Here is a 25,984-nt window from a genome sequence, read left to right on the forward strand (position 1 = left end):
GGTCATTGCGCTTTACTGGTCTTGGGAGGCGGTTCATGTGTCCTGGACCTTTGGGTCGGTCACTCATGGTCTGAGGATTGGCTACTACTTCTTCCTCTTCGCCGTTCCCTTCGGCTTCGCCCTCGTCATCTTCCGACTGGTGCAGTCGTTCCTTCGTGACATTTCTGATCTTCGTAGCGGCCGGCCCGTTTACGAAGGCGACAAGCTCTTCGATTAAGGGAGGATTTCGCCATGATGTGGCAAGCACTTCAGGAAACCTCCCTTCAGCTTGGTTGGGATTTCTACGGCCCCGTTATCATCTTCGTCATTCTGGTCGCCCTGGCCGTACCTGTCTGGGCCTCGATCGGTGTATCGACGATCCTCATGCTGGTCTGGTCCGGCGCGCTGCCGCTCAGCCTGTTGGGCGAGAAGCTGTTCACCGGCATCGACGCCTTCGCCCTGACGGCTGTGCCGCTCTTCATTCTGACGGGTGACGTGCTGGTACGAACCGGGCTTTCCCGAAAGTTCCTGGACGTCGCCGAGGCACTGACCTGTTGGGCGAAAGGCGGCTTCGGCTCCGCCACCGTCCTGGTCTGCGGCATGTTCGCGGCGATTTCGGGCTCTGATGCGGCAGGTGCTGCCGCCGTTGGCCGGATGACCATCGACCGGCTGGTCGAAAGCGGCTACCCGCGCCCTTATGCCTGTGCGCTCGTCGCAGCAGGGGCCTGTACCGGCATTCTGATCCCGCCCTCGATCGCCTATATCATCATCGGTCTTGTCCTGGGTATAGCCGTGTCGACCCTGTTCCTCGCGGCGCTGATTCCCGGCATCCTGATCCTTCTGTCGATCCTCGCAACCAATGTGGTGATGAACCGCCTGAATGCCTGGGAAGGCGGCGGCATCATGACACCTGCGGAATGGCGTGCGAACCTGTGGCGGACGATCAAGTCCGGCTGGTACGCCTTCCTGGTGCCCGGCATCATCTTCTACGGCATCTTCTCGGGTCGCCTGACGCCGACCGAGGCCGGGGCCGTGGCCGTGGTTGTCACCATCCTGATGGGCTTCATTCTGGGCACGCTCAAGCTGTCTGACTTCCCCGCCATGCTGGTGAGTTCCGCAAAGGTGAACGGGGTCATCCTGCCCATTATCGCCTTCTCGATCCCGTTGGCCGAAGCGCTGGCAATCATCGGTGTGCCGCAGGGCTTCGTCGGTGCACTGACATCGCTGAGCGACAATGAGTACGTGCTCATTGCTATGATGGTTCTCATCCTGATCGCGGCTGGCTGCGTCATGGAGACCACGCCCAACATCGTGATCCTCGCTCCGATCCTGAAGCCGCTGGCTGACAATATCGGCATGAACGAAGTGCAGTTCTGTATCATGATGATCACCGCGCTTGGTGTTGGCTTCATCACCCCGCCGCTCGGGCTCAACCTCTTCGTGGTGTCAGGCATCACAGGTGAGTCGATCCTCAAGATTGCGTACCGGGCCATCCCGTTCGTGTTCTTCATGCTGATCGTGACGCTGCTGATCGCCTACGTTCCCGCGATCTCCACCTCCCTTCTTCCAGATCTATACAGGTAACCGAAATGCCCAGAGAGTACCTAAAGAAAGCCACCCTCACCTCGAAGAGCGATGCCTCCGAGACGCACAAGATCGTGCAGGGCATCCTCGACGATATCGAGGCGGGCGGGGATGCCAAGGCGTTGGAATATGCTGCCAAGTTCGACAAATACGAGGGCAGCATCATCCTGAGCCCTGAGGAGATCGAAGCCGCCTGTGCACTGGTTTCCGAGAAGCTCAAGGCGGATATCCGTTTCGCCCATGACAACGTCAAGCGGTTTGCCGAACGGCAGAAGGAAACCGTCGCCAACGTCGAATACGAGGTTGTGCCGGGTCTGGTCGCTGGTCAGAAAGCGATCCCGGTTGATGCGGCTGGCTGCTATGTGCCCGGCGGCCGTTACAGCCACGTGGCCAGCGCGATCATGACGGTGACAACCGCCAAAGTCGCGGGTTGCCGTCACATCACCGCCTGTTCGCCTCCGCATCCCGGCGTTGGTGTGGCACCCGCCATTGTCTATGCGGCCCATATCTGCGGCGCCGACAAGATCATGGCCATGGGTGGCGTGCAGGGCGTTGCAGCGATGACCTTCGGCCTTTTCGGGCTGCCCAAGGCCAATATCCTTGTTGGCCCCGGCAACCAGTTCGTGGCCGAGGCAAAGCGCATCCTCTTTGGCCGTGTCGGCATCGACATGATCGCAGGCCCGACCGACAGCCTTATCCTTGCAGATGCAACCGCCGATCCGCTGGTTGTGGCAACCGATCTGGTCGGGCAGGCCGAGCATGGCTACAACTCGCCCGTCTGGCTGGTGACTGACACACACGCGGTCGCGGAAGAGGTCATGCGTCTTGTGCCCGATCTGATCAATGATCTGCCCGAGGTGAACCGCGACAACGCAACCGCCGCCTGGCGCGACTACGCCGAGGTGATCTTGTGCTCGGATCGCGAGGAAATGGCCGCAACCTCCGACGACTATGCGCCCGAACACCTGACGGTGCAGGCCGAGGATCTTGATTGGTGGCTCGACCGGCTGACCTGCTATGGCTCGCTTTTCCTTGGGGAAGAGACCACCGTGGCGTTCGGTGACAAGGCGTCTGGCACAAACCACGTTCTGCCCACCTCCGGTGCTGCGAACTACACCGGAGGGCTGTCGGTTCATAAATACATGAAGATCGTGACCTGGCAGCGTGCCACCCGAGAGGGCGCCAAGCCGGTGGCCGAAGCCACTGCGCGGATTGCCCGGCTAGAGGGGATGGAGGGCCACGCCCGCACGGCCGATATCCGGTTGCAGAAATACTTCCCTGACGAGGTCTTCGACCTCAGCGCCGAGGGCTGACATGGACCATCCATTCGGCCTCTTCGACCTGACGGGCCACGTGGCCTGCGTCACCGGGGCCAGTTCCGGCCTTGGGCGTCGGGCGGCGTCGGTGTTGGCATCGGCAGGCGCGCAGGTCGTGGGGGTTGCCCGACGGGCAGAGGCGCTGGCCGACTGGCAGGCGGAAACAGGGGAGCGGGCTGCCGTGGTGGCCTGTGACCTGGCCGACCGTGCCGCGCGGGAAGGACTTGCAGAGCGTCTGTCCGCCCCGTTCGGTGCGCCCGACATCCTGGTGACGGCGGCGGGGGTGAATACCCGCCAGCCCGCCGATGACGTGACCGAAGAGGGCTGGGACCTGACGCTGGAGCTGAACCTCTCGGTGCCGTTCTTCCTCGCTCAGATGCTCGCGCCGGCGATGAAGGACAAGGGCTGGGGCCGGATCGTCAATTTTGCTTCGCTGCAATCGACCCGCGCCTTTCCGGGCGGCATCGCCTACGGCGCCAGCAAGAGCGGCATCGCACAGCTGACACGCGCGATGGCCGAAGCGTGGTCGCCTCACGGCATCACCGCAAACGCCATTGGGCCGGGGTTTTTCCCGACCGAACTGACCGGGGCCGTCTTCAGCGACCCTGACCGAGCCGCCCGTAACGCGGCGCAGACCTGCATTGGCCGCAATGGCGACTTGTCCGATATCGACGGGCCGCTTTTGTTCCTGGCCTCGAACGCCTCGGCCTACGTGACCGGGCAGATCCTGATGGTGGACGGAGGGTTCACAGCGAAATGAAAGCGCTTGTCTATACCGGCCCCGAGGCCCTGATGGTCACCGACTGCCCCGATCCGGTTCCGGGTGCGGGCGAGGTCTTGATCCGCGTCGACAGTGTTGGCATCTGCGGGTCCGATATGCACGCCTTTCTGGGCCATGACGAACGGCGCCCGGCGCCGCTGATCCTTGGGCATGAGGCGGCGGGCGTGATCATGGGCGGCCCGCGTGACGGCGAGCGTGTGACGATCAACCCACTGGTCACTTGCGGCACATGCAAAGCTTGCACTACGGGGCGCGAAAACCTGTGCGGTTCGCGTCAGATCATCTCGATGCCGCCGCGCGAAGGGGCTTTTGCACAGCTTGTGGCGATGCCCGTGCGCAACCTTGTGACAGTACCGGACCATGTGACGCTGGATCAGGCGTCGCTGGCCGAACCCATTGCCTGTGGCTGGCACACGGTGCGGCTGGTGCTCGATGTGCTGCGGGATGATCCGCTGGAGGATCTGACTGCCCTGGTTATCGGCGGCGGCCCCATCGGGGTTGGCGCGGCGCTGAGCCTGATCGCGCAGGGTGTTACACAGGTGCAGGTGATCGAGCCCAATCCGATCCGGGCTGACTACCTGATGAAACGCGGCTTTGACGTGATTGCACCCGATGATCTGGCACCTGATCATATGGTCGATCTGGTGATCGATGGGGTGGGCTACCCCGCCACGCGCGCCACTGCTTCTGCCCATACCCGCCCCGGTGGCGTCATTGGTCATATCGGCCTTGGGGCGTCTGAAGGCGGGCTCGATATCCGCCGGATGACCCTGCAGGAGATCACCTTCATCGGCACCTATACCTACACCGCGCAGGATTTCCGCGACACCTGTGCGGCCATGTTCTCCGGTGCGCTCGGCCCCCTCGACTGGACCGAAACGCGCCATTTGGCAGAAGGCCAGCAGGCCTTTGCCGATATCCGGGGCGGCAGCGTGCCGGCCCCGAAAATCATTCTCAAACCCTGACACGAGGAAAGAAGACCAATGTCAAATATCCCGCATCTTCTGGTGCATGATCACGAAGACAATGTCGGCGTGGTCGTGGTCGAGGGGCTCACCGCAGGCACCGAGATGTTCTGCTGCGTGACCCATGACAACTCTACCTTCACCCTGACCGCCGGGGCCGATGTGCCGATTGGGCACAAAATCGCGCTCAAGGATCTCAAGGCTGGCGACACTGCCATCAAATATGGCGAGGACATCGGCAAGATTATCGCCGACATCCCCAAGGGCGCCCACGTCCACACCCACAATTGCAAAACCAAGCGCTGGTAAGGAACCAAGGACATGGCATCGAAATATTCCAACATCACCTTCATGGGATACCGGCGCGAAAACGGCCGCGTGGGTGTGCGTAACCACGTGATCATCCTGCCCGTCGACGATATCTCGAACGCGGCCTGCGAGGCTGTGGCCAACAACGTCAAAGGCACCATGGCGCTGCCCCACGCCTATGGCCGCCTTCAGTTCGGCGAAGACCTTGAGACGCATTTCCGCACCATGATCGGCACCGGGTCCAACCCCAATGTGCATTCGGTCGTGGTGATCGGGATCGAGCCGGAATGGACCAAGCGCATCGCTGACGGTATTCGCACCACCGGCAAGGAAGTGGCCGAATTCTCGATCGAGCAGAAGGGCGATTTCGAGACCATCCGTGCCGCCAGTTGGGCCGCCAAGGACTTCGTCCACAAGGCAACCGAAGTGCAGCGCGAAGAGTGCTCGATCTCCGAGCTTTGGGTCTCTACCAAATGCGGCGAAAGCGACACCACCACCGGTCTCGGGTCGTGCCCGACGGTCGGCAACATGTATGACAAGCTGCTGCCCGAAGGGATCACCGGTTTCTTTGGCGAGACCTCGGAAATCACCGGGGCCGAGCACATCTGCCAGAAGCGAGCCATCAATGAGGAAGTGGGTGAACGCTGGTACAAGATGTGGAAGGCCTATCAGGACGAGGTGATTTTTGCTCATCAGACCGATGACCTCTCCGACAGCCAGCCCACCAAAGGCAACATCCTGGGCGGTCTGACCACCATCGAGGAAAAAGCGCTTGGCAACCTCGAAAAGATCGGGCGCACGTCGCAATATATCGACATTCTCGACCCGGCCGAGCAGCCGAAGTCGGGCGCGGGGCTCTACTTCATGGACAGCTCTTCGGCCGCTGCCGAATGCGTGACCCTGATGGCCGCCGGTGGCGCCGTGATCCACACCTTCCCCACCGGGCAGGGCAATGTGGTCGGGAACCCGATCGTTCCCGTGATCAAGATCACCGCGAACCCGCGCACCGTGCGCACCATGGGCGAGCATGTGGATCTGGACGTGTCTGGCATCCTGCGCCGGGATCAGACCATCGAAGAAGCGGGTGATGCGCTGATCGAGATGATCCGCCGCACAGCCAATGGCCGCCACACGGCGGCAGAAGCGCTCGGACATCGGGAATTCTCGATGACCAAGCTCTATCGCAGCGCATAAGCGCACCTGTTTCCGGGCGATGGATCCTCCTGCCGCCCGGAGGCACGATTGGACATGACCATGACCCAGACCCGACGCATTGGTCTTGCCGATGCGACAGACCTTCTGATGCGCGCGTTCCGTGCCTGTGGCCTGTCCGCAGATGCGGCCCAGTCTGTTGCGACGGCGCTTGTCGCTGCCGAAGCGGAAGGGCAGGTCGGGCATGGGTTTTCACGGCTGGCCGATTATGCGGCGCAGGCCAAGTCGGGCAAGGTCAATCCGCACGCCACCCCGCGCTGCTGGAACCTGTCCGCAACGCAGCTGGCGGTTGATGCCGATCACGGCTTTGCCTTTCCAGCTCTTGATCTGGCACTGGATCGCGGGTTGGACATGGCAGATGATTTCGGCATGGCCTCAATGGCGATCACCCGGTCCCATCACGCAGGTGCGTTGTCTTTGCAAGTGGACCGCATCGCGCGGGCCGGGTTCATCGGGCTGATGACTGCCAACACGCCCAAAGCCATTGCCCCATGGGGCGGCGCCACGCCGGTCTATGGCACCAACCCGATTGCGTTTGCCGCCCCGCGTGATGGCTCCGATCCGCTGGTCATTGACCTGTCACTGTCACGGGTTGCGCGCGGCAAGGTGCTGCACGCGAAAAAGACCGGTGCAACGATCCCCGAAGGGTGGGCCTTGGACGCGTCAGGCCAGCCCACGACAGACCCCGACGCAGCGCTAAGCGGGTCCATGCTGCCAATAGGAGGGGCCAAGGGCACGGCTTTGGCGCTGATCGTGGAAATCCTGTCGGCCGTCCTGACAAGTGCCCGGTTCAGCGCCGAGGCGTCTTCCTTCTTTGCCGCAGACGGATCACCGCCCGGTGTCGGGCAGTTCCTGCTGGCAATCAAACCCGCTTCGCCGCAGGGCGATTTCGCAGAGAGACTACAAGAGCTTCTGACGCTGATCTCGGCACAGGACGGCACCCGTCTGCCAGGGGACCGGCGGAAAAAGCACCTGCAAGACGCGACGGCCAATGGCATTGCCGTTCCTGACCACTATCTGGCGCTGGCTGAAGACCTGGCCAATACTCTCCCGGCATAGGCCGGGACACCGCAAGAAAAGGAGACGACCCATGTACAAAAAGATCATCGTGTCACTGGCGCTCGATCAGGGGTTCGGCCCCCGCGCGCTGGAATTGGCCCGAAAGCTGAAATCCGAAGACGGCGAGATTGTTGCGGTGCACGTTTTCGAGCCGCTCCACGGATCTGTCAGCGCCTATGTGTCCGAGGATGCCGTCAAGCAGGCCATGGATAAAGTGCGTACCGCGCTGGCCGAGAAGATCGGAGACGCCGCTGATGTCACGCCCGTGATCATCAAGGGCCATTCCGGTCGGTCCGTGACGGACTATGCCAAAAAAGAGGGCGCAGATCTGATCATCGTCGGCTCGCACAAGCCCGGCATCGGTGACTTCCTTCTCGGGTCCACGTCCGCCCGGATCGTGCGCCACGCGTCATGCGCGGTGCATGTCCTGCGCTGATCAGGGTGTGACCACGACCTTGCCGGTGGATTTGCGGGACTTGAGCAGCGCCATCGCATCCGCGGCCTGATCCAGCGGGTATGTCGCCCCGATATGGGGCTTCAGCCCGCCCGCCTCGTACATCGCGAACAGCTCTGCCAGGCTGGCGGTCAGGATCTCCGGCGCGAAGGCCATATAGCCGCCCCAGTACAGCCCGATCACGTCGAGGTTCTTGACCAGCAGGATATTTGCCGGGATCTGGGGCACCTCGCCGCTGGCAAAGCCGATGGGAATAAGCCGTCCGCCAGGATTGGTCGCACGGAGCGCCGCCTTGAACTGCTCGCCGCCCACGGCGTCGTAAACCACGTCGGCACCGCCAAGCGCCTTCACCTCGGCGCGGATGTCCTGGCTATCGCTGTCGATCAGATGCGTGGCCCCTGCGGTGCGGGCCACCTCCAGCTTGGCCGCGCCACGGGCACAGGCGATGACTTCTGCCCCCATGCGTGCGCCGATCTCTACCGCCGTCAGCCCGACACCGCCCGCCGCCCCTAGAACCAGCAGCCTTTCACCCTTCTGCAACCGCGCCCGGTGGCCAAGCGCCAGATGCGATGTGCCATAGGCCACAAGAAACCCTGCCGCTTCCTCAAATGGCATCGCGTCGGGAATTGGAATCATCCGCGACACCGGGAAGCACCCCGCCTCGGCCAGCCCACCCTGACCCGCGAACACGGCGACGCGGGTGCCGGGGGCAGGGCCGTCAGTGTCGGGGCCAAGCGCCTCAACCATTCCAGCGATTTCCATGCCCATGGTGAAGGGCGGCTCTGGCGTGTCCTGATAGCTGCCCTTCACCATCAGAAGATCCGCGAAATTCAGCCCGCAGGCCGCGATTCGGACCAGCGCCTCGCCCTTGGCCGGTGCGGGCGTCTCTACCTCTTGGACGGCTGGGGCTGTGTCGAAACTGTTCAGGCGAAAGGCGCGCATCCTTGGTCCTCCTACGGGAAACACGGCGCAGGCTAGCGTCCTTGCGGCCTGATGCAACCGGGACAATGCGTCCCAATGCAAAGCTCAGCAGGATGACTATTGTATGTGACAAGTAAATTTGGCGGCGTGACATCCACGCAAACCACCCTATGTATCTCGTGAAACCCGAGAGAGCCTTGGCCCCGCCCGCCCGCTGCGACAGGAGACAGCTATGAAACACCCGGTTGATATCCACGTAGGCAAACGTGTGCGCCACCGTCGTTGGATGGTGGGGATGACACAGCAGCAATTGGCGGAACGGGTTGGCATCAAGTTCCAGCAGATCCAGAAATACGAGACGGGTATGAACCGTGTCAGCGCCTCTCGGCTGTGGGAAATCGCTGCCGCGATGGAGGTGCCGGTGAGCTTCTTTTTCGAAGGTCTTGAAGGAGGGGTAGAGACCGGCGCAACCCTGCCGGGCGATGTTCTGGCGGATAAAGAGGCGCTGGAGCTGGTCCGCTCCTATTATGCGATCCCGGAAAATCAGCGTCGGCAGCTTTACGAACTGGCGCGCGTTCTGTCCGGGGCTGCTGCCTGAGCGATGGCTTGACGGGCGCTGCGCCCCATGCCAACCGGGATGGGTGTTCTTGAAAGACAGGCTCGCCCATGCTGACCCGTTCTACCATTTCCACTGATCTCACGGCCGAGTTGCTGTCCACGGGCCGCGCCCTGGCCGATGCCGCCCGTGCGGCAACCTTGCCGCATTTTCGCACTGCAGGGCTGTCTGCCGAGAACAAGATGGATGGCGGATTCGATCCAGTCACCGTCGCCGACCGTGACGCTGAATCCGCCATGCGCGCGGTGCTGGCGGAACGTCGCCCTGAAGACGCAATTCTGGGTGAGGAACACGGCAAGACCGAGGGGACGAGCGGCCTGACTTGGGTGCTCGATCCGATTGATGGCACGCGCGGGTTCATTTCGGGCACGCCCACCTGGGGGGTGTTGATCGGCTTGCAGGATCACGCGGGCCCCTTTTATGGCATCATCGACCAGCCCTTCATAGGAGAGCGCTTCGAAGGCGGCTTGGGGCAGGTGGTTGTGACGGGTCCGCAAGGACAAGCCCTGCTTGGCACGCGCCCTGCGGGATCACTGTCGCAGGCGACACTGTTCACCACTTTTCCAGAAGTCGGGACCGATGCGGAACGGCTGGCCTTTGAACGCGTCCGCGACCGGGTGCGGCTGACCCGGTATGGGATGGATTGCTACGCCTATGCGCTTTTGGCGGCGGGGCAGGTGGATCTTGTGATCGAGGCGGGGCTGAACGCCTATGATATCTGTGCGCCCATTGCCGTGATCGAGGCGGCGGGCGGCATTGTCACCGATTGGCAGGGCGGTCCGGTGCATCAGGGCGGGCAGGTTCTGGCCGCGTCCAGCGCGGCATTGCATGGCGAGGCCCTGAAACTGCTTCAGGCTGTCTGAGACTTGAGGCTGACCACCGCATCGGCATAATCTCTGCCTGCGGTGACCCGAGTCCTTTGCCCGTCTTCTGTCGGCCCGCCCTTAACCTCTCACCGAAACGGGCTTCGGAACCTTGAGGGCTGACATGACAGATACCATTATCAAATCCGCCGGTTGCATCCTGACGATGGATGACGCCGCAACCGAACTTGCGGGCGCCGATATCCGCATTCGCGACGGTGTGATCGCTGAAATTGGACATGGGCTGGAGGGGGGCGAGTTCCACCTTGCAGAAGGGTGCCTTGTCACGCCCGGTCTGGTGAACACCCATCATCACCTTTACCAAAGCCTGACCCGCGCGGTGCCCGCTGCGCAGGACGCGCTGTTGTTTGGCTGGTTGCAGACGCTCTACCCGATCTGGTCGCGCTTTGGGCCCGAAGAGATGTTCGTATCCGCCCAGACCGGGCTGGCTGAACTGGCGCTGTCCGGGTGCAGCCTGACCTCTGATCATCTGTATCTTTACCCCAATGGCGCGCGGCTGGATGACACGATCGCTGCCGCCTCCGAAATCGGAATGCGGTTTCACCCCACAAGGGGTGCGATGAGCATCGGGGAAAGTGACGGCGGTCTGCCGCCCGATAGCCTTGTTGAGCGGGAAGAGGCCATTCTTGATGATTGTATCCGTGTCGTTGACGCCTTCCACGATCCGGCAGAAGGCTCCATGTGCCGGGTCGGGATCGCGCCCTGTTCTCCTTTTTCGGTCAGTCGCGACCTGATGCGCGATGCGGCGCTGCTGGCCCGCGACAAGGGGGTGATGCTGCACACCCATCTGGCAGAAAATGATGAAGATATTGCTTACTCCTTGGAAAAATTCGGCTGCCGTCCGGGCCAATATGCCGAGGATCTGGGATGGACAGGTGATGATGTCTGGCATGCACACTGTGTGAAGCTCGACGGACAAGAGATTGATCTGTTTGCGAAAACAGGCACGGGCGTTGCCCATTGCCCCTGTTCTAACTGCCGGCTTGGTTCGGGAATTGCCCCGGTGCGCAAGATGCGTGACGCGGGTGTGAAGGTGGGTCTTGGGGTCGATGGTTCAGCCTCGAACGACTCGGGCAATCTGATCGCGGAGGCGCGTCAGGCGATGCTGCTTCAACGGGTGGCACAAGGGGCCGACGCGATGAGCGCGCGAGAGGCTCTGCGGATTGCCACGCGTGGTGGGGCCGAGGTGTTGGGACGCAGTGACTGCGGGCAGATCGCCGTTGGAAAACGGGCCGATATCGCGATCTGGGACATGAAAGGAATCGAGGCTGCGGGCAGTTGGGACATGGCGGCGATCCTGCTGGCGGGACCGATGAAAACCCGCGACCTTTTCGTGGAAGGCCGCAAAATCGTCTCAATGGGGACACTTTTGAGCGTGGATTTACCTGTTCTTATGGAAAAGCAACGCAAGCTTGCCTTGGCCCTTGCGATGTGAGTCTCTGATACCCGTGGGGGCGGAACAGGATAGCGACAATGCGTTTACAGATTGTGTCCCTTCTGGCAGCAGCCCTGCTGACGGCTGGTTGCATGGGTAATACAACAGCACCCTCGGCCACGCGGGCCATTCCGGTCAGTGCACCGCTCGGGTCCCATGGCGGCGTCGTCGCCATGTTGAACCAGCAACGCAGTTCCGCCGGCCTCGCACCGGTCAGCCGCTCTCGACAGTTGGATCGTGTGGCCATGGGTCATGCGCAGGATCAGATGCAGGGCGGGTTCTTCGGCCATCGCGGATCGAACGGGTCCAATGTTCACGCGCGGATGCAAAGTGCCGGCTACAATGCTTGCCTGTCGGCGGAAAACATCGCCATGGGCCAGACCAGCGAAGCGGCTGTCATGGGCGATTGGATGGCATCCTCCGGCCATCGCGCCAACATCCTGCACCCGCGGGCCGAACAATTCGGCTTTGCGCAGGTAGGTGATCATTGGGTGATGGTGCTTGCCCGGCCCTGCTGAAGGGGGGCTTGCCAACTCGGCACGGGCCGCTCAGACCTTGCGGCCCGCGACCCTGACCTCTGCAATCGCGCGATCATCACCCATCATGATGGTTGGGAAAAGCGCTTCCCAGATCGTATCGGCCCGCACGGACCGTTGTGCGATAGCAGGTGTCGAGGCAAGATCGAGCACCACCAAATCTGCCTCCATCCCCTTCGCGACGCTGCCGACCTTGTCGTCGATCATAAGCGCGCGGGCAGAGCCTTGGGTCGCCAGCCAGATCAGTTCCGCGGGATGCAGGGCACGGCCCCGAAGCTGACCGATCTCATAGGCCGCGGCCATGGTGCGCAGCATCGAGAAGCTCGACCCGCCGCCGGTATCCGTAGCCAGCCCGACGCGGATTGACCCACCCGCAAGCCCCATATCGAACAGGCCCGAGCCAATGAAGGTGTTCGAAGTCGGACAATGGATCAGCGCCGCGCCGACCTCCCTCAGCCGGTCAATTTCGCGCGGCTCCAGATGGATGGCGTGGCCGTAAAGCCCGCCCGCTCCTAGTAGCCCATGAGCCTCATAGGTGTCGAGATAATCGCGCGCCTCTGGATAAAGCCCTTTGACCCACTCAATCTCGTCGGTCTGTTCGCTCAAATGTGTCTGCATCAGGCAGTCAGGATGTTCGGCCCACAACGCGCCAAGCGCCGCCAGTTGCCCAGGGGTGGACGTGGGAGAGAAGCGAGGGGTGATGATATAGCCCAACCGGTCGACCCCATGCCATTTCTCAAGCAGCGCCTTGCTGTCGTCATAGGCCGCCTGCGCGCTGTCACGCAGCGCATCGGGCGCATTGCGATCCATACAGGTCTTGCCTGCCATCGCCCGCACCCCCCGTCGCTGTGCCTCGCTGAAATAGGCATCCACGCTTTCGGGATGGATGGTGCAGTAGCTGGCAACGGTGGTGGTGCCGTTGGACAAGGTCAGATCGAAATAGCGCGACGCGATCTCTTCTGCATAAGCGGGATCGGCAAAGCGCATTTCCTCGGGGAAGGTGTAGGTATTGAGCCAGTCAATCAGCCGTTTGCCCCAGGACGCGATCATTGCGGTCTGCGGATAATGCGCATGGGCATCGACGAAGCCGGGCAGGATCAGGCCACGTCCATGATCGACCACATCCGCACCGGGATGCGCGGCGCGCAGGTCGTCGGCCTGGCCCACATCGGCAATCAACCCGTCCCGGATCAGCACTGCGCCATGGCTGTCATGGCGGGCGCTTTCAATTCCGGCGACAAAGGGATCGGCGTCAAACCGCAGAAGCTGCCCAAGAAGGAGTGTGTCACGCATAATCTGTCCTTTCACCGGCCCGATCCCTGTCATATCCAAGGCTTCAGGGGTATGTTATCCGAAAAAGCGTTAAAGACTTTCAAGGCGGGGGCGAATGGCGAAAGACGAAATCCAGAAATCGGACCTGCCGGAGGACGCCTATGCGTTGGACGCCTCTCTCTATGACGATGTTCTGGATGCGATAGAGGCCCAGGACCCGGTCCGCATCGCTGCGCTTTTCGAACCGCTGCACCCTGCCGACATCGCCGACCTTCTGGAACAGATGTCTCATTCCGAACGCGAAGCCCTGCTTCTGTTCTGGAGCGAGGGGATCGACGGCGAGGTTCTGTCGGAACTTGACGAAGGCATCCGTGAGGATGTGATCGACCTGCTGCCGGCCCTGGTTCTGGCTGATGCCGTCCGGGACATGGAAAGCGACGATGTCGTCGACCTGCTGGAAGACCTCGAGGATGAGGAACAGCAGGCAGCCATTCTTGGCGCGCTGGACGACGCCGACCGGGCCGCCGTCGAAGAGGCGCTGACCTACCCGGAATATTCCGCCGGCCGACTGATGCAGCGCGAGGTTGTGCGGGTGCCGGAGTTTTGGACCGTGGGCGAAGCCATTGACTTCCTGCGGGCTGAAACGACCGAATTGCCGGAACAGTTCTACCACCTGATCCTTGTCGATCCGCGTATGAAACCCGTGGGCAACGTCACGCTCGGGCGGCTTCTGTCGACACAGCGGGCCGTTGCGCTGCGCGATATCGTCGAGGAAACATTCGTGCTGATCCCGGTCAGCCAGCCCGAGGCCGACGTGGCCTATGCCTTCAACCAGTATCACCTGATATCGGCTCCGGTGGTCGATGATGACGGGCGGCTTGTCGGCGTCATCACCATCGACGACGCCATGATCGTGTTGGAAGACGAAGCCGAAGAAGACATCCTGCGCCTGGCCGGTGTCGGTGAAGGCAGCCTGTCGGACAGAGTTCTGGACACGACGCGGCAACGCTTTCCCTGGCTGTTCGTGAACCTGATCACCGCGATCTTTGCATCGCTCGTGATTGCGCAGTTCGAGGACACGATTGCCCAATTCGTGGCGCTTGCGGTTCTGATGCCCATCGTGGCGTCCATGGGCGGCAATGCGGGGACGCAAAGCCTGACCGTGGCCGTGCGCGCCATTGCCACCAGGGACTTGACCGGATCGAACCTGATGCGCGTCGTCATGAGAGAGGCGGGGGTGGGCCTGATAAACGGGCTGATCTTTGCCGTCGTGATGGGGGCAGTCGGGCTCTTTTGGTTCGGCTCGGCAGCCCTTGGCGGCATCATCGCGGTGGCGATGGTGATCAATCTGGTTATCGCGGGGCTTGCAGGTATCTTGATTCCGGTCGCGCTCGATAAATTGGATATCGACCCGGCCCTGGCCTCTGGCGCCTTTGTCACGACGGTGACGGATGTGGTGGGGTTCTTCGCGTTTCTGGGGTTGGCGGCGGTGGTGCTGCTCTAATCTCTGAACGGGTCAGCCCGCGGGCACTTCCAGCGTGATCGTGCGGCCGCGTTTGACGTATTGCAAAGAGCTTTCACCAATAGCCGCGACCTGGCCGCCATCCAGCCGGTCCCCCACCTCAACCCTGACGAAGCGACCGGACGGCAAGCGCACCAATGCTCGCCTTGCCCCGGACGCGCCGCTGATGCCGATCAGGTTCAGGTTGCGCAGGTTGATGCTGCCGTCTTCAGCCGCGGCGCGCGTGACCGAGGCAGAGCTTGGAATAGCAGGTTGGACCGTGTCAGAGGCACTGGCCGCAACCGCCGGGGCGGGGCCGGAATTGCCCGCCGCGCGGGCCTGTTCCACCATCGTGTCGATATTGCCGGGCCGCGGGTTGGGCAGGAATGACACCGCAACGGCCAGGTCGCTGGCCGAGGTCACATCCCCCGGAGAGGCGTCCGCTGCCGCTTCTTCGGCCGCTGCTGCGGCCTCTTCCTGAAGCGACAAGGGACGGCTCTCGGGGCGGATTCCCGCAAGCTCGTCAAAGGTTATGCCCCCAAGGATCGCACGTTCGCGCTGTTCCTGAAGATCATCGGGGCGGGCTTCGGGGCGGAACGCTTCCAGCAGGGCGGTGTCCACCGCGCCGGGGGGAATGCCGCCCGGTTCCTCAACTGCGGCGGCTTCTGCCTCTGACGCGGCCGCGATGACAACCGATTCCGCCGCTGCAGCGGCCAGAACCTCGGGCGCATCGCGCGGGCGCGGGACGGCGGCAACCGGCGGCTGACCGGCATAGACAAGGATGCCATAGGGTGTCATCGCGCCTTCCGGGGTCGGGGCGACCATGGTGTCACGATCCAGCGCCAGAAGCGGGCCGGACAGGTCAGAATCGGCAGGCGCCGCCGGCAAATCACGCGATGGCAGGAAATTCGGGGTGGGAAGGGCAAAGGCGTCATGGACGGCGACGGTCGGGTCCAGCCCGGCGAAGACGACCTCCTCCAACACCGGTTCCGGGTCGGGCAGGGTGATGACCGGGGGACGCTGCCAGACGCCGGTCCGGGCGTAGAAATTCGCGTTCTCCTCTTCCGAGGGCAGCACCGTTTCCGGGTCGATGACCGGAGAGGCAACCGGAGCTGGCCCGAGATCCAGATCTTCGGCATCGATATCGGGCAAAAGCTCTGGTGCGAGCGGCGCGATAACCGGCACGCTCGGCGCATCTTCCGGCGTCAGGCTGGCCATAACCTCTGGCGCATCATCGGCAGATGGTGACGGGGTGGCCAGAAGCGGTTGATCCAGAACCTCAGGCTCGGTGTCGGCAATGATGATTTCATCTTGGTTGCCGAGCCCCATCCAGCGGCCAAGCGCAGTCTCAGGCAGGTAAAACGCGGCCCAAATCCCGACCAGTCCCAGAACCGCCAAAAGGATCAGCGTCAGAACAAGCCCGGTCTTGACCGACGGTCCCCGGCTGGTCGCTACCGATCCGCGCGCCAGAAGCCCGCCCATGATCGGGGCGTCCGCATCGGCGATTTTGGGTTCCGACCGGTTGCGCTTTGGTGGCGTAAAGCGGCGTCGCGCGCCGGTGTCCGGCGCGGGCGGGGTTATGGTTTCGGTTGCCGCGACAGTTTGTGCAGCGGCTGCGGGCTCTGCCTTTTTCTTGCGTCCGAGCCGGCCCAACCCCTTGCGCGTCGCGGGCTCCGCCGGCGGAGGTGATGGGCTGGCCGTGGCTGCAGGTTCCGTCGCCGGTTCTGGTGTGACAGTCGCGGCATCCGCATTCGGTGTTTCGCTGGCGTCCGCCTCGCCTTTGCCAAGCGAGCGCAGGCGCTTGCCGATGGAAGACCGCCCGTCCGTCAGACGCCCCGACAGGCCAGAAGCGGCGTCGCGCGCCTTTCCGGTGCCTTCGCTCAGCTGGCGACCGATCCCGGCCACCCGGTCTTTGAGGGAGGTCTTGTCTGCCCGCAAGCTTGGCGGTGGTCCGGCAAATGGGTTCGGTCCCGGTTCCGGTCGGTCCTCTGTCGGTCGGGCGGCAATCTGAGATTTGAGCCGCGCCAGCGGTGGCAATTGCGGTTCCGGCCCTGCAATCGAGGGGCGGGCGGGGGCGGTTTTCTTTCCGCCGCTCTTGCTGGCTTTCGGGGCGTCCGCCGTTGCAGGGGTCTTGCGTGCGGCGCGGCCAAAGACCGGTTCGGCCCGGTCGCCGGGGTCGTCCTTGCGATCCCGGGGCAACTCCGGATCTTTGGGGGCATCATCTGCCGAAACGTCTGCGCCCGGCCCAAACCGGGATTTTCGGCTGCGCACGAGACTGCCCGCTGCCTCCGGCTCTGCCGTTTTCCGCCGCGATCCAAACCCTGCGGGAACCTGAAGCGGCTCTTCGCTGGCCGGTGGCTCTGACGGGCCTTCGTCTGCGTTTTTTTTGGGAGCGGGCTCTGAGGGGGCGGGGGTGGGGGCAGGGGTGTCGGATGCTGCTGCCTCGACCTCCTCTGCGGATTCGTCGCTTTCCAGCTCCAGCTGTGTTGGCCCCGGCGTGACTTTTGCAACCGGTTCTGCCGGTGCAGGCGTGTCTTCGGCCGGTACGTCGGCGTCGTCTTTCGGCGCGTCACTATCGGACGGGGCCGGTGTTTCGTCTGCTACCGGTGCGTCACTGGCATCTGCAGCCTTGTCCGCCTCGTCCGCCTCGATCGGCGCATCGTTGACCGGTTGCTCTTCCTCCTCCACTGGGGCATCTTCCACCGGGGTCTCTGCCGTTTTGCGTGCCTTGTGCCAGGTGTCATGGCCGAACTCGATATCGGCAATCTCGGCGGTCCAGTCGATCGAGCGATCGAAATGCGCCACCCCGCGATAGCGATTATCAAGCGGACGTGCGCCAAATCCGGCAGGGGTGAACCCGTGGCCGGTGGCAAACGCGCGCGCTTCTTCCAGCGTTTCCTGCGCGACAACCGCCAGCTTGACCCGGCCATCCTCTAACGGGAACCAGTCATAGGCCAACTGGTCCACGGGGTAGGGCGTCAGCCCATCCAGCCCGGCGCGGATCTGGTCCAGCCGGTCTTCGTCGTCGGGGCCCGGCGCCGTCAGCGATGTATACAGGATCTGATCATCGGGCAGGATCACAAGTGTTTCGAAATCCTTACCTGCCCGCTGTTCTGCCAGTTTGCGCAAGACAAGCAAGGACGCCCCCAGATCGGGAACATCCAATGCGGTATCGCCCAGAACGGCCCAGTGGCCTCCGGGCTGACGATGCGCCAAGGCAATGCCCTCGGGCGAAAGGAACAGCGCGAAATTTGGTGCCATTCAGGTCCTCTGAAGATCGGGGCCACTCAATTCACCGGGCCCCCTGCCTATCCCCCGCTCAATATCGCAGAACGCAGCCAAGCAAAACCCGATGCCCATCTGCCAGAGGCAAGTGGGCGGAATTCATCCTAAGCGGTTCACGGATAAGATCAAAGGAAAGTTACCATCTGATCTCCGAAGGCCCAAAACCCTCGACTAGCGTGACCATTTGGACAGGTCGGCGGACCCGCCTCCGCTGTGAGCCCATCAAAGCACCGGGCGCGCCCGTTAACCACAACGCGCGCGCCCGGCTCAGCTTGGTGAAACACCCTAGGGGGGTGCGCCGCAAGGCGACGGGGGCAGCGCCCCCATGCACCCCGTTTTCAGTCAGGCGGTGGCCTTGGTCAGGGCCTGATCCAGATCGTTGATCAGATCCTCTGCGTTTTCGATGCCGATCGACACACGCACAACATTCGGCGCGGCACCTGCGGCTTCCTGCTGTTCCGGCGTCAACTGCCGGTGCGTGGTCGAGGCCGAATGGATGATCAGCGAGCGCGTGTCGCCCAGGTTGGCGACGTGGCTGAAGATCTCCAGGCTGTCGACCAGCTTCACACAGGCCTCGTATCCACCCTTCACGGCGAAGGTGAAGAGCGCGCCAGCGCCTTTGGGGCAGACCGAAGGAATTCGGGCCGAATAAGGCGAAGATTCCAGCCCCGCATAGGTTACGTAGTCGACGCGGGGATCGTTCTCCAGCCAGGTGGCGACGGTCATGGCGTTTTCCACATGGCGTTCCATACGCAGGGACAGGGTTTCGATCCCCATCAGCGTGTAATGCGCTGCTTGCGGGTTCATGGTCATGCCAAGATCGCGCAGGCCGATGGCGATGGAATGGAAGGTGAAGGCCAGCGGGCCGAAGGTTTCGGCGAATTTCAGGCCGTGATAGGCTGGTTCCGGCTGTGACATGGATGGGAACTTGTCGGAAGCGGACCAGTCGAACTTGCCCGAATCCACGACGCAGCCGCCGGTGACGGTCCCGTTGCCGGTCAGGTATTTCGTGGTCGAATGCACAACCAGAGTGGCCCCGAGCGAGATCGGGTTGCACAGGTAGGGCGTGGCCGAGGTGTTGTCGATAATGAGCGGCACACCGGCGGCATCGGCCACATCTGCGATGGCGCGGATATCGGTGATGTAGCCGCCCGGGTTGGCGATGGATTCACCGAAAACCGCGCGGGTGTTGTCGTCAATCGCGTCCCGAACAGCGTCCAGATCGTCGAAATCAACAAATTTCGCGGACCAGCCGAAGCGCTTGATGGTCTGGCTGAACTGGGTGACGGTGCCGCCGTAAAGCCGGGTGGAGGCGACCACGTTGCAGCCGGGCTGCATCAGCGGGAACAGTGCCATGATCTGCGCCGCGTGACCGGAGGAACAGCACACCGCGCCAACACCACCCTCCAGCGTCGCGATGCGTTCCTGCAGAACGGCGACGGTGGGGTTCGTCAGGCGGGAATAGATATAGCCCACTTCCTGGAGATTGAAGAGCGCTGCGGCATGTTCCGCATCACGGAAGACATAGGCCGTGGTCTGGTAGATCGGCGTCTGCCGCGCGCCAGTGGCCGGGTCGGGCCGGGCGCCTGCGTGGATCTGAAGTGTATCGAAGCCGTAGCTGGGTCCGTCGGACATGGTGGGGTTCCTCCAAGAACAGAAATCCCGCAATCAATATGCGAAGGCCAAAGGTCGAACAACCATTCCCTTGCTGCGAAGAACGAATGTCATGACGGGCGCAAAAAGCGCAGATTGGCCGTTCTCGATAGAGCCGCAAAAGCAGGACGTTATTCCCAAGCGTGAGGTTCGCGCGGCCCAAGGGCTTTCGAAAGCCCTTTGAAAAGGCGTTTCGAAACGCCTTTGTCGCGTTACTCTGACGGCAGCAGCAACTCGTACCCCGCCTCGGCCAGGGCCGGGATCACCTGGTTGCGCAGGCTGCGTTGCACGATGGGGCCGCGGAAATGCAGGACGACCACACCTTCGTCATTGATGAAGAAGGTCTCGGGCATCGCCACAACGCCCCAATCGCGGCCATTGCGGGCCTCGGGGTCGGCACCGATGCGGTCATAGGGGTTGCCCAGATCCTCAAGGAAGGACAGCGCCTGCGAAGGCTGGTCACGGTAATTGATCCCGTAAAGCGGGTTCCCGGCCTCGGCCAGTGCGGTCAGGGTCGGATGCTCTGCCCGGCAGGGCGGGCACCAGCTGGCCCAGAAATTCAGGATGACCAGCCCGTTGCCGCGAAGGTCCTCATCCGACAGCCCTTCGAACTGGGCCAGCGGGCCAAGATCCAGCGGCGGGGCCGGGTTGCCCTCACGCGTTGAGGGCAGCGAGTCGGTATCGACGCCCTGCGCCTGATCGTCCTGGTTGTTCATCAGCTGAACAGCAGCCACCCCGAAAAAGCCGAGGGTCAGGACCAGCGGCAACACCATAAGCCAGTTGAATTTCATGCGGAGCCATCCCTGCGGTTTTCAGCCTCGCGCAATTGGCGCAAGACCTTTCGAGCCTTCCAGACCGATGCTGCAATCAGGATCACCAGAAGCGTGATGGCCGCGGCATAGGCGGACAGAACCTCGGTGGCGTAGCGACCCAGATCAGGCATCAGGCCATCCTTTCGCGCTGAATGAGGGCGCGCAGGCGGCGGGCGCGGATCTCGGTTCTTGTCCGATACAGCACAAGCGCCACAAACAGCGCCGCAAAGCCGATGATGCAAGTCCAGAGCGGATAGGCAAAGACATCGGCCACGTTCTCCTCCGCATCCATGGACAGCGATGCGCCCTGATGCAGCCCCTGGTTCCAGAACAGAAGCGCATAGCGCGAGATGACGGCGAACACAGTGCCCACGAGGCAGAGCACGCTGGTCAGGTCAGCCGCTGCATCGGGGTTTTCCACTGCTTCCCACAGCGCCATGTAGCCCAGATAAAACAGGAACAGGATCAGGAACGCCGTCAGGCGCGGATCCCATTCCCACCATGTGCCCCACATCGGCTGGCCCCAGATCGCCCCGGTAATGAGCCCGATGAGGGTAAATACCATGCCCACGGGGGCGGCGGCCTTGGCGGCGAGGGCGCTGACGTGATGGCGACGGATCAGCCAGATGAGAGAGGTCACCAGCATCATGAACCACGCGCTCGACCCCATGATCGCGGCGGGGACATGGATATAGATGATCTTGACGGTCGATCCCTGGCGGAAGTCATCGGGCGTGAAGAAGAAGCCCCAGATCAGGCCGCCCACCACGAGCACAGCCGCAATCGCAGACACCCAAGGCAGCAACGCGCCCGAGGTGGCCATGAACTTGCGAGGATTTGCGTATTCCCAGATCGACATGGGCGGAACTTACGTCGCGATTGTTGCGCTAACAATGGGTTGGAGTGCCGCGCCCCTAGCGCAGATTGACGCGGAGGGCCGCTGCGGCGGCAAAGGGCATGGCGGCGGCGGTCAAAAAGGTGATCCCGGCGAGCATAGCAAGGGGTGTGGCCGCGTCCATGCCGTCGGCACCGCGCCGGGCTGCTTCGGCCCCGAACAGCAGGGTCGGCACGTAAAGGGGCAATACAAGAAGAGATAGCAGAAGCCCGCCGCGCTTGAGACCGACCGTCAGCGCTGCGCCAAAGGTGCCGATGGCGGACAGGGCAGGGGTGCCAAGCGCCAGTGATGCGATGAGCCAGGGGAAGCCTTCGGGCGGCAGGTTCAGAAGGATTGCGAGCACCGGGGCGGCAGCGACCAGCGGCAATCCGGTGGTGATCCAGTGTGCGAGCGCCTTGATACCCGCCACGGCCTCCAGCGGCAGGGGCGAGGTGGCAAGGAGTTCCAGCGACCCGTCCTCCCAATCCAGCGCGAAGATCCGGTCGAGCGACAGAAGGCAGGCCAGCAAAGCCCCGATCCACAGGATGCCGGGGGCTATGCGGGTGATCATGCCGGTTTCGGGGCCTATGCCGAAGGGCATCAGGACGATGACGATCAGGAAGAAGGCGAGGCCAAGCCCGAACCCGCCGCCTGCGCGGATCGCGATGCGAAGATCTCGTATAAGAAGTCCGATCACAGCGCGCCCTCCGACAGGAAGGGATCTGCCTCATCCGCTGTCACTGGCTGGTTGCGCCGGGTGAAGGGGGCGATGTCAAGGCTGCGGGCGTTCGGCAGGCCAAGATCGATATGGGTGGCGATCACGGCGCTGCCGCCGCCCTTGAGGTGTGTTTCAACCGCGCGGGCGAAACGAGAGACGTTTTCCACGTCGAGCGACACGGTCGGTTCATCGAGACACCAGACGGGCCGGCCAGTGACCAGCAGCCGCGCCAGCGACAGGCGTCGTTTCTGTCCGGCAGACAGGTTGCCTGCGCGCCGGTCCAGCAACTCGCCCAGATCGAAGGCAGCAACCGCAGCGTCAATACCGGTCGCGCCGAACACCCCGGCCCAGAAGCGCAGGTTCTCGGCCACGGAGAGCTGCGCCTTCAGCCCGTCGGAGTGGCCCGCATAGGCGATGCCTTCGACCGGCGCATCTATGCGTCCCTTCAACGGCGGGGTCAGACCGGCAAGGGTGCGCAAAAGCGTCGTCTTGCCCGCGCCGTTGGGGCCGCGCAGGATCAGGGCCTCGCCCGGGGCGACGGCAAAGTTGACACCGGTCAGCACCTGAATGCCGCCACGGGCGCAGGAAAGGGATTGAACGCTCAGACTCATGCCCTCAGCCCTAGCGGAAAGCGGCCGCGTGGGGAAGCTTGGCAAAGGGTTCAAATCGGCGCATGGCGCAAGGCGTGCGAAAAACCGTCAAAATCTGTATGCAACGGCATACAAAATCGCCTCACCCCCCTTGAACGATTCCCATTATACTGGCATAGCCCGCCCAGCACGTACCCACATCGTCTGGAACGAGGGAGGCTCTCCATGCCCATCACTGTCGGTCAGGACACCGCAAAGACCCGCAAAACGCTTACGGTCGGCGATCAGTCCATTGCCTATTACTCCATCCCCGCCGCTGAAGCTGCCGGGCTTGGCACATTCTCCAAACTGCCTGCTGCTCTCAAGGTGGTTCTTGAGAACATGCTGCGCTTCGAAGACGGCAAGACCGTCTCGGTGGACGACATCAAGGCGTTTTCCGATTGGGCCGACAATGGCGGCAAAGGCGACCGGGAACTGGCCTATCGCCCCGCGCGCGTTCTGATGCAGGATTTCACCGGCGTTCCCGCCGTGGTCGACCTTGCGGCGATGCGCGATGGCATCAAGGCGCTTGGCGGCGACCCGCAGAAGATCAACCCGCTGAACCCTGTCGATCTGGTCATCGACCACTCGGTCATGATCGACTATTTCGGCAACCCACGCGCCTTCCAGATGAACGTGGATCGCGAGTATGAGCGGAACATGGAGCGTTACACGTTCCTCAAATGGGGTCAGAACGCCTTCAACAATTTCCGCGTTGTGCCGCCGGGCACCGGGATCTGTCACCAGGTGAACCTGGAATACCTGGCCCAGACCGTCTGGACCGATGTGGACCAGAACGGCGAAACCGTCGCCTATCCCGACACGCTGGTCGGCACCGACAGCCACACCACCATGGTCAACGGCGCAGCCGTTCTTGGCTGGGGCGTGGGTGGCATCGAGGCCGAGGCCGCGATGCTGGGTCAGCCGATTTCCATGCTGATCCCCGAGGTCATCGGCTTTGAACTGACCGGCGAGATGATGGAAGGCACCACCGGCACCGACCTGGTGCTGAAGGTCGTCGAAATGCTGCGTGCCAAGGGCGTTGTCGGCAAATTCGTCGAATTCTATGGCGCGGGTCTGGATCACCTGCCGCTCGCGGATCGGGCAACCATCGCCAACATGGCGCCTGAATACGGCGCGACCTGTGGTTTCTTCCCGATCGACGACGAAACCCTGCGTTACCTTCGCAACACCGGCCGCGAAGAGGCGCGCGTGCAGCTGGTCGAGGCCTATGCCAAGGAAAACGGGTTCTGGCGTGGTGCTGACTATGCGCCGGTCTATACCGACACGCTGCATCTCGACATGGGCTCCATCGTGCCCGCCATCTCCGGCCCCAAGCGCCCGCAGGACTATGTGGCGCTGACCGAAGCAAAAGCCGCGTTCGCCAAAGAGATGGAAGAGACCTTCAAGCGTCCAATGGGCAAACAGGTCGCTGTCGAGGGTGAAGATTACACGATGGAATCCGGTAAGGTCGTGATCGCGTCGATCACCTCCTGCACCAACACCTCGAACCCCTATGTGATGATCGGCGCGGGCCTCGTGGCGCGCAAGGCCGCCGCCCTTGGCCTAGATCGCAAGCCCTGGGTCAAGACATCGCTGGCACCCGGGTCCCAGGTGGTCAGCGCCTATCTTGAGGCCGCTGGCCTGCAGGAAGACCTGGACAAGGTGGGCTTCAACCTCGTGGGCTATGGCTGCACAACCTGTATCGGCAACTCCGGCCCGATCCAGCCGGAACTGTCCAAGGCGATTGCCGAGGGCGATCTGGTGGCAACCTCGGTCCTGTCGGGCAACCGCAACTTCGAGGGCCGCATCAGCCCCGACGTGCGCGCCAACTACCTGGCCTCGCCGCCGCTGGTTGTGGCCTATGCACTGGCCGGGACCATGGATATCAACCTGGCCACCGATCCGATTGCGCAGACCCCCGAGGGCAAGGATGTCTATCTGAAAGACATCTGGCCGACCACGAAAGAGGTTGCCGATCTGGTGGAGCAGACCGTCACGCGAGAGGCGTTCCTGTCCAAATATGCCGACGTCTTCAAAGGCGACGAGAAGTGGCAGGGCGTAGAAGTCACCGAGGCCGAGACCTATGACTGGCCCGCCTCCTCGACCTACATCCAGAACCCGCCCTATTTCCAGGGCATGTCGAAAGAGCCCGGCACCATCTCGAATATCGAGGGCGCCAAGGTCCTGGCGCTTCTGGGCGACATGATCACCACCGACCACATCAGCCCGGCAGGGTCTTTCAAAGACACCACCCCTGCCGGTCAGTACCTGATCGAGCGTCAGGTTCCGGTGCGCGAGTTCAACTCCTACGGGTCGCGCCGCGGCAACCACGAGATCATGATGCGCGGCACCTTCGCCAATATCCGCATCAAGAACGAGATGCTGGACGGGGTCGAAGGCGGCTACACCAAGGGCCCCGACGGTCAGGAGACCTCGATCTTCGAGGCGTCCATGGCCTATCAGGAAGCGGGCACGCCTCTGGTGGTCTTCGGGGGCGAACAGTACGGCGCGGGGTCGTCCCGTGACTGGGCCGCCAAGGGCACCGCTCTGCTCGGCGTCAAGGCCGTGATCGCCGAAAGCTTCGAGCGTATCCACCGCTCGAACCTCGTCGGCATGGGCGTGATCCCCTTCGAGTTCACCGGCGGCGACACCCGCAAATCGCTTGGGTTGACCGGCGAGGAAACGGTGGCGATCTCGGGTCTGGACACGATCCAGCCGCTACAGGAAGTGCCCTGCACGATCACCATGGCCGATGGCACCGAGAAGGTGATCACCCTGAAATGCCGGATCGATACCGCAATCGAGATCGAATACATCGAACATGGCGGTGTGCTGCACTACGTGCTGCGGAACCTGGCGAAGTCGTAAGGGATAAAACGCCCACTTCAGATGAAACGAGATCGGGCGCCTTCGGGCGCCCTTTTCACGTGCAGCCCGCGCAATTCGTCTTGAAAGGAGATCATTGCTGTTGGGCTTCCTTTGAATTATCGTTCTGTGGATCAAACATAAATTGCAGGCATCGTGGCCAAGCTACGCGGTCGTTTGCTCGACCGGAGAGTCTACGATGGCGTCCCAAACCTTTCTTTATGCATATGTGGTTACCGCCGGAGTGTCCGTCGTCAGATAATTTGGGACATCAGAGCGGGTTTTGTTTTGGAGGCTCTGGCTCATCCTTGATTGAGTTTA

At 62.6% G+C, this 25,984-nt stretch carries 23 protein-coding genes and 1 pseudogene; 15 read left to right on the forward strand and 9 right to left on the reverse strand.

Annotated features, from left to right (window positions below; translation table 11 throughout):
• From ACROHD_RS18505 to ACROHD_RS18545, 9 genes and pseudogenes are all read left to right on the forward strand, one after another.
• Positions 1–217 (forward strand): annotated as a pseudogene (locus ACROHD_RS18505) (TRAP transporter small permease); the annotation flags it as partial.
• A gap of 17 nt (positions 218–234) precedes the next feature.
• Positions 235–1,563 carry a TRAP transporter large permease gene (locus ACROHD_RS18510; protein WP_432679916.1) on the forward strand — a complete coding sequence of 443 codons (1,329 nt, stop codon included), beginning with the start codon at positions 235–237 and terminating at the stop codon, positions 1,561–1,563.
• 5 nt (positions 1,564–1,568) lie between these two features.
• Positions 1,569–2,876: a histidinol dehydrogenase gene (gene hisD, locus ACROHD_RS18515; RefSeq protein ID WP_432679895.1), complete on the forward strand. Its 1,308-nt coding sequence runs from the start codon at positions 1,569–1,571 to the stop codon at positions 2,874–2,876.
• Between the two features lies 1 nt (position 2,877).
• Positions 2,878–3,639: an SDR family NAD(P)-dependent oxidoreductase gene (locus ACROHD_RS18520; protein WP_432679896.1), complete on the forward strand. Its 762-nt coding sequence runs from the start codon at positions 2,878–2,880 to the stop codon at positions 3,637–3,639.
• Positions 3,636–4,625 carry an alcohol dehydrogenase catalytic domain-containing protein gene (locus ACROHD_RS18525; RefSeq protein WP_432679897.1) on the forward strand — a complete coding sequence of 330 codons (990 nt, stop codon included), beginning with the start codon at positions 3,636–3,638 and terminating at the stop codon, positions 4,623–4,625. The genes ACROHD_RS18520 and ACROHD_RS18525 overlap by 4 nt, the downstream gene beginning before the upstream one ends.
• A gap of 18 nt (positions 4,626–4,643) precedes the next feature.
• On the forward strand, positions 4,644–4,934 hold the full coding sequence (locus tag ACROHD_RS18530) for a UxaA family hydrolase (RefSeq protein WP_127560749.1): 291 nt from the start codon (positions 4,644–4,646) through the stop codon (positions 4,932–4,934).
• Between the two features lie 12 nt (positions 4,935–4,946).
• Positions 4,947–6,128: a UxaA family hydrolase gene (locus ACROHD_RS18535; protein WP_432679898.1), complete on the forward strand. Its 1,182-nt coding sequence runs from the start codon at positions 4,947–4,949 to the stop codon at positions 6,126–6,128.
• A gap of 60 nt (positions 6,129–6,188) precedes the next feature.
• Complete coding sequence (locus ACROHD_RS18540) at positions 6,189–7,205, forward strand: Ldh family oxidoreductase (protein ID WP_432679899.1); 1,017 nt, start codon at positions 6,189–6,191, stop codon at positions 7,203–7,205.
• A gap of 31 nt (positions 7,206–7,236) precedes the next feature.
• Positions 7,237–7,641: a universal stress protein gene (locus ACROHD_RS18545; RefSeq protein WP_432679900.1), complete on the forward strand. Its 405-nt coding sequence runs from the start codon at positions 7,237–7,239 to the stop codon at positions 7,639–7,641.
• Here the strand turns inward: ACROHD_RS18545 and ACROHD_RS18550 are convergent, their stop codons facing one another.
• Positions 7,642–8,601 (reverse strand): NADPH:quinone oxidoreductase family protein, encoded by a 960-nt coding sequence (locus ACROHD_RS18550; RefSeq protein WP_432679901.1) that lies wholly within the window; start codon positions 8,599–8,601, stop codon positions 7,642–7,644. It lies immediately after the preceding gene.
• Positions 8,602–8,812: 211 nt separating this feature from the next.
• On the opposite strand from ACROHD_RS18550, the gene ACROHD_RS18555 reads away from it, so the two are divergent.
• The 4 genes from ACROHD_RS18555 to ACROHD_RS18570 all read left to right on the forward strand — a co-directional run bounded on the left by ACROHD_RS18555 (position 8,813) and on the right by ACROHD_RS18570 (position 12,033).
• Positions 8,813–9,178, forward strand: a complete 366-nt coding sequence (locus ACROHD_RS18555; RefSeq protein WP_432679902.1) for a helix-turn-helix domain-containing protein — start codon at positions 8,813–8,815, stop codon at positions 9,176–9,178.
• 68 nt (positions 9,179–9,246) lie between these two features.
• Positions 9,247–10,059 (forward strand): histidinol-phosphatase, encoded by an 813-nt coding sequence (gene hisN, locus ACROHD_RS18560; protein ID WP_432679903.1) that lies wholly within the window; start codon positions 9,247–9,249, stop codon positions 10,057–10,059.
• Between the two features lie 124 nt (positions 10,060–10,183).
• On the forward strand, positions 10,184–11,515 hold the full coding sequence (locus ACROHD_RS18565) for an 8-oxoguanine deaminase (RefSeq protein WP_432679904.1): 1,332 nt from the start codon (positions 10,184–10,186) through the stop codon (positions 11,513–11,515).
• A gap of 38 nt (positions 11,516–11,553) precedes the next feature.
• On the forward strand, positions 11,554–12,033 hold the full coding sequence (locus ACROHD_RS18570; protein ID WP_432679905.1) for a CAP domain-containing protein: 480 nt from the start codon (positions 11,554–11,556) through the stop codon (positions 12,031–12,033).
• 30 nt (positions 12,034–12,063) lie between these two features.
• On the opposite strand, the gene guaD is transcribed toward ACROHD_RS18570, so the two are convergent.
• Positions 12,064–13,344: a guanine deaminase gene (gene guaD / locus ACROHD_RS18575; protein ID WP_432679906.1), complete on the reverse strand. Its 1,281-nt coding sequence runs from the start codon at positions 13,342–13,344 to the stop codon at positions 12,064–12,066.
• A 94-nt stretch (positions 13,345–13,438) separates the two neighbouring features.
• Between guaD and mgtE the strand changes: the two genes are divergently transcribed.
• The gene (mgtE, locus tag ACROHD_RS18580) at positions 13,439–14,827 is read left to right on the forward strand and encodes a magnesium transporter (RefSeq protein WP_432679907.1); all 1,389 of its coding nucleotides are present in this window, start codon (positions 13,439–13,441) and stop codon (positions 14,825–14,827) included.
• Positions 14,828–14,839: 12 nt separating this feature from the next.
• Here mgtE and ACROHD_RS18585 read toward each other — a convergent pair whose 3' ends face one another.
• The 7 genes from ACROHD_RS18585 to ccmA all read right to left on the reverse strand — a co-directional run bounded on the left by ACROHD_RS18585 (position 14,840) and on the right by ccmA (position 22,777).
• Positions 14,840–18,085, reverse strand: coding sequence for a hypothetical protein (locus ACROHD_RS18585; protein WP_432679908.1), 3,246 nt, complete (start codon positions 18,083–18,085; stop codon positions 14,840–14,842).
• 366 nt (positions 18,086–18,451) lie between these two features.
• Entirely contained in the window at positions 18,452–19,744 is a 1,293-nt protein-coding gene (locus ACROHD_RS18590) for an O-acetylhomoserine aminocarboxypropyltransferase/cysteine synthase family protein (protein ID WP_432679909.1), read from the reverse strand.
• Between the two features lie 230 nt (positions 19,745–19,974).
• Positions 19,975–20,553, reverse strand: a complete 579-nt coding sequence (locus ACROHD_RS18595) for a DsbE family thiol:disulfide interchange protein (protein ID WP_432679910.1) — start codon at positions 20,551–20,553, stop codon at positions 19,975–19,977.
• The gene (gene ccmD, locus ACROHD_RS18600) at positions 20,550–20,705 is read right to left on the reverse strand and encodes a heme exporter protein CcmD (protein ID WP_432679911.1); all 156 of its coding nucleotides are present in this window, start codon (positions 20,703–20,705) and stop codon (positions 20,550–20,552) included. Before ccmD ends, ACROHD_RS18595 begins: the two co-directional genes overlap by 4 nt.
• Complete coding sequence (locus tag ACROHD_RS18605) at positions 20,705–21,433, reverse strand: heme ABC transporter permease (RefSeq protein ID WP_432679912.1); 729 nt, start codon at positions 21,431–21,433, stop codon at positions 20,705–20,707. The genes ccmD and ACROHD_RS18605 overlap by 1 nt, the downstream gene beginning before the upstream one ends.
• 55 nt (positions 21,434–21,488) lie before the next feature.
• Complete coding sequence (ccmB, locus tag ACROHD_RS18610; protein WP_432679913.1) at positions 21,489–22,145, reverse strand: heme exporter protein CcmB; 657 nt, start codon at positions 22,143–22,145, stop codon at positions 21,489–21,491.
• The gene (gene ccmA / locus ACROHD_RS18615; protein ID WP_432679914.1) at positions 22,142–22,777 is read right to left on the reverse strand and encodes a heme ABC exporter ATP-binding protein CcmA; all 636 of its coding nucleotides are present in this window, start codon (positions 22,775–22,777) and stop codon (positions 22,142–22,144) included. Before ccmA ends, ccmB begins: the two co-directional genes overlap by 4 nt.
• A gap of 204 nt (positions 22,778–22,981) precedes the next feature.
• Between ccmA and acnA the strand changes: the two genes are divergently transcribed.
• The gene (gene acnA, locus ACROHD_RS18620; protein ID WP_432679915.1) at positions 22,982–25,666 is read left to right on the forward strand and encodes an aconitate hydratase AcnA; all 2,685 of its coding nucleotides are present in this window, start codon (positions 22,982–22,984) and stop codon (positions 25,664–25,666) included.
• Positions 25,667–25,984 lie beyond the last annotated feature (318 nt).

The organism is Nioella aestuarii, from assembly GCF_050896395.1.
Lineage (GTDB): Bacteria > Pseudomonadota > Alphaproteobacteria > Rhodobacterales > Rhodobacteraceae > Nioella > Nioella aestuarii.

What these genes read in the sequence shown, in the direction of transcription:
- ACROHD_RS18535 (WP_432679898.1), top strand. Translation starts at nt 4,947, where the DNA reads ATGGCATCGAAATATTCCAACATCACCTTCATGGGATACCGGCGCGAA.
- ACROHD_RS18590 (WP_432679909.1), bottom strand. Translation starts at nt 19,744, where the DNA reads ATGTCCGACGGACCCAGCTACGGCTTCGATACACTTCAGATCCACGCA.
- ACROHD_RS18555 (WP_432679902.1), top strand. Translation starts at nt 8,813, where the DNA reads ATGAAACACCCGGTTGATATCCACGTAGGCAAACGTGTGCGCCACCGT.
- ACROHD_RS18540 (WP_432679899.1), top strand. Translation starts at nt 6,189, where the DNA reads ATGACCCAGACCCGACGCATTGGTCTTGCCGATGCGACAGACCTTCTG.
- ACROHD_RS18595 (WP_432679910.1), bottom strand. Translation starts at nt 20,553, where the DNA reads ATGAAATTCAACTGGCTTATGGTGTTGCCGCTGGTCCTGACCCTCGGC.
- ACROHD_RS18605 (WP_432679912.1), bottom strand. Translation starts at nt 21,433, where the DNA reads ATGTCGATCTGGGAATACGCAAATCCTCGCAAGTTCATGGCCACCTCG.
- ACROHD_RS18585 (WP_432679908.1), bottom strand. Translation starts at nt 18,085, where the DNA reads ATGGCACCAAATTTCGCGCTGTTCCTTTCGCCCGAGGGCATTGCCTTG.
- ccmD (WP_432679911.1), bottom strand. Translation starts at nt 20,705, where the DNA reads ATGCCTGATCTGGGTCGCTACGCCACCGAGGTTCTGTCCGCCTATGCC.
- ACROHD_RS18525 (WP_432679897.1), top strand. Translation starts at nt 3,636, where the DNA reads ATGAAAGCGCTTGTCTATACCGGCCCCGAGGCCCTGATGGTCACCGAC.
- ccmA (WP_432679914.1), bottom strand. Translation starts at nt 22,777, where the DNA reads ATGAGTCTGAGCGTTCAATCCCTTTCCTGCGCCCGTGGCGGCATTCAG.
- ACROHD_RS18550 (WP_432679901.1), bottom strand. Translation starts at nt 8,601, where the DNA reads ATGCGCGCCTTTCGCCTGAACAGTTTCGACACAGCCCCAGCCGTCCAA.
- hisN (WP_432679903.1), top strand. Translation starts at nt 9,247, where the DNA reads ATGCTGACCCGTTCTACCATTTCCACTGATCTCACGGCCGAGTTGCTG.
- ACROHD_RS18570 (WP_432679905.1), top strand. Translation starts at nt 11,554, where the DNA reads ATGCGTTTACAGATTGTGTCCCTTCTGGCAGCAGCCCTGCTGACGGCT.
- ACROHD_RS18530 (WP_127560749.1), top strand. Translation starts at nt 4,644, where the DNA reads ATGTCAAATATCCCGCATCTTCTGGTGCATGATCACGAAGACAATGTC.
- guaD (WP_432679906.1), bottom strand. Translation starts at nt 13,344, where the DNA reads ATGCGTGACACACTCCTTCTTGGGCAGCTTCTGCGGTTTGACGCCGAT.
- ACROHD_RS18520 (WP_432679896.1), top strand. Translation starts at nt 2,878, where the DNA reads ATGGACCATCCATTCGGCCTCTTCGACCTGACGGGCCACGTGGCCTGC.
- ACROHD_RS18510 (WP_432679916.1), top strand. Translation starts at nt 235, where the DNA reads ATGTGGCAAGCACTTCAGGAAACCTCCCTTCAGCTTGGTTGGGATTTC.
- acnA (WP_432679915.1), top strand. Translation starts at nt 22,982, where the DNA reads ATGCCCATCACTGTCGGTCAGGACACCGCAAAGACCCGCAAAACGCTT.
- mgtE (WP_432679907.1), top strand. Translation starts at nt 13,439, where the DNA reads ATGGCGAAAGACGAAATCCAGAAATCGGACCTGCCGGAGGACGCCTAT.
- hisD (WP_432679895.1), top strand. Translation starts at nt 1,569, where the DNA reads ATGCCCAGAGAGTACCTAAAGAAAGCCACCCTCACCTCGAAGAGCGAT.
- ACROHD_RS18565 (WP_432679904.1), top strand. Translation starts at nt 10,184, where the DNA reads ATGACAGATACCATTATCAAATCCGCCGGTTGCATCCTGACGATGGAT.
- ACROHD_RS18545 (WP_432679900.1), top strand. Translation starts at nt 7,237, where the DNA reads ATGTACAAAAAGATCATCGTGTCACTGGCGCTCGATCAGGGGTTCGGC.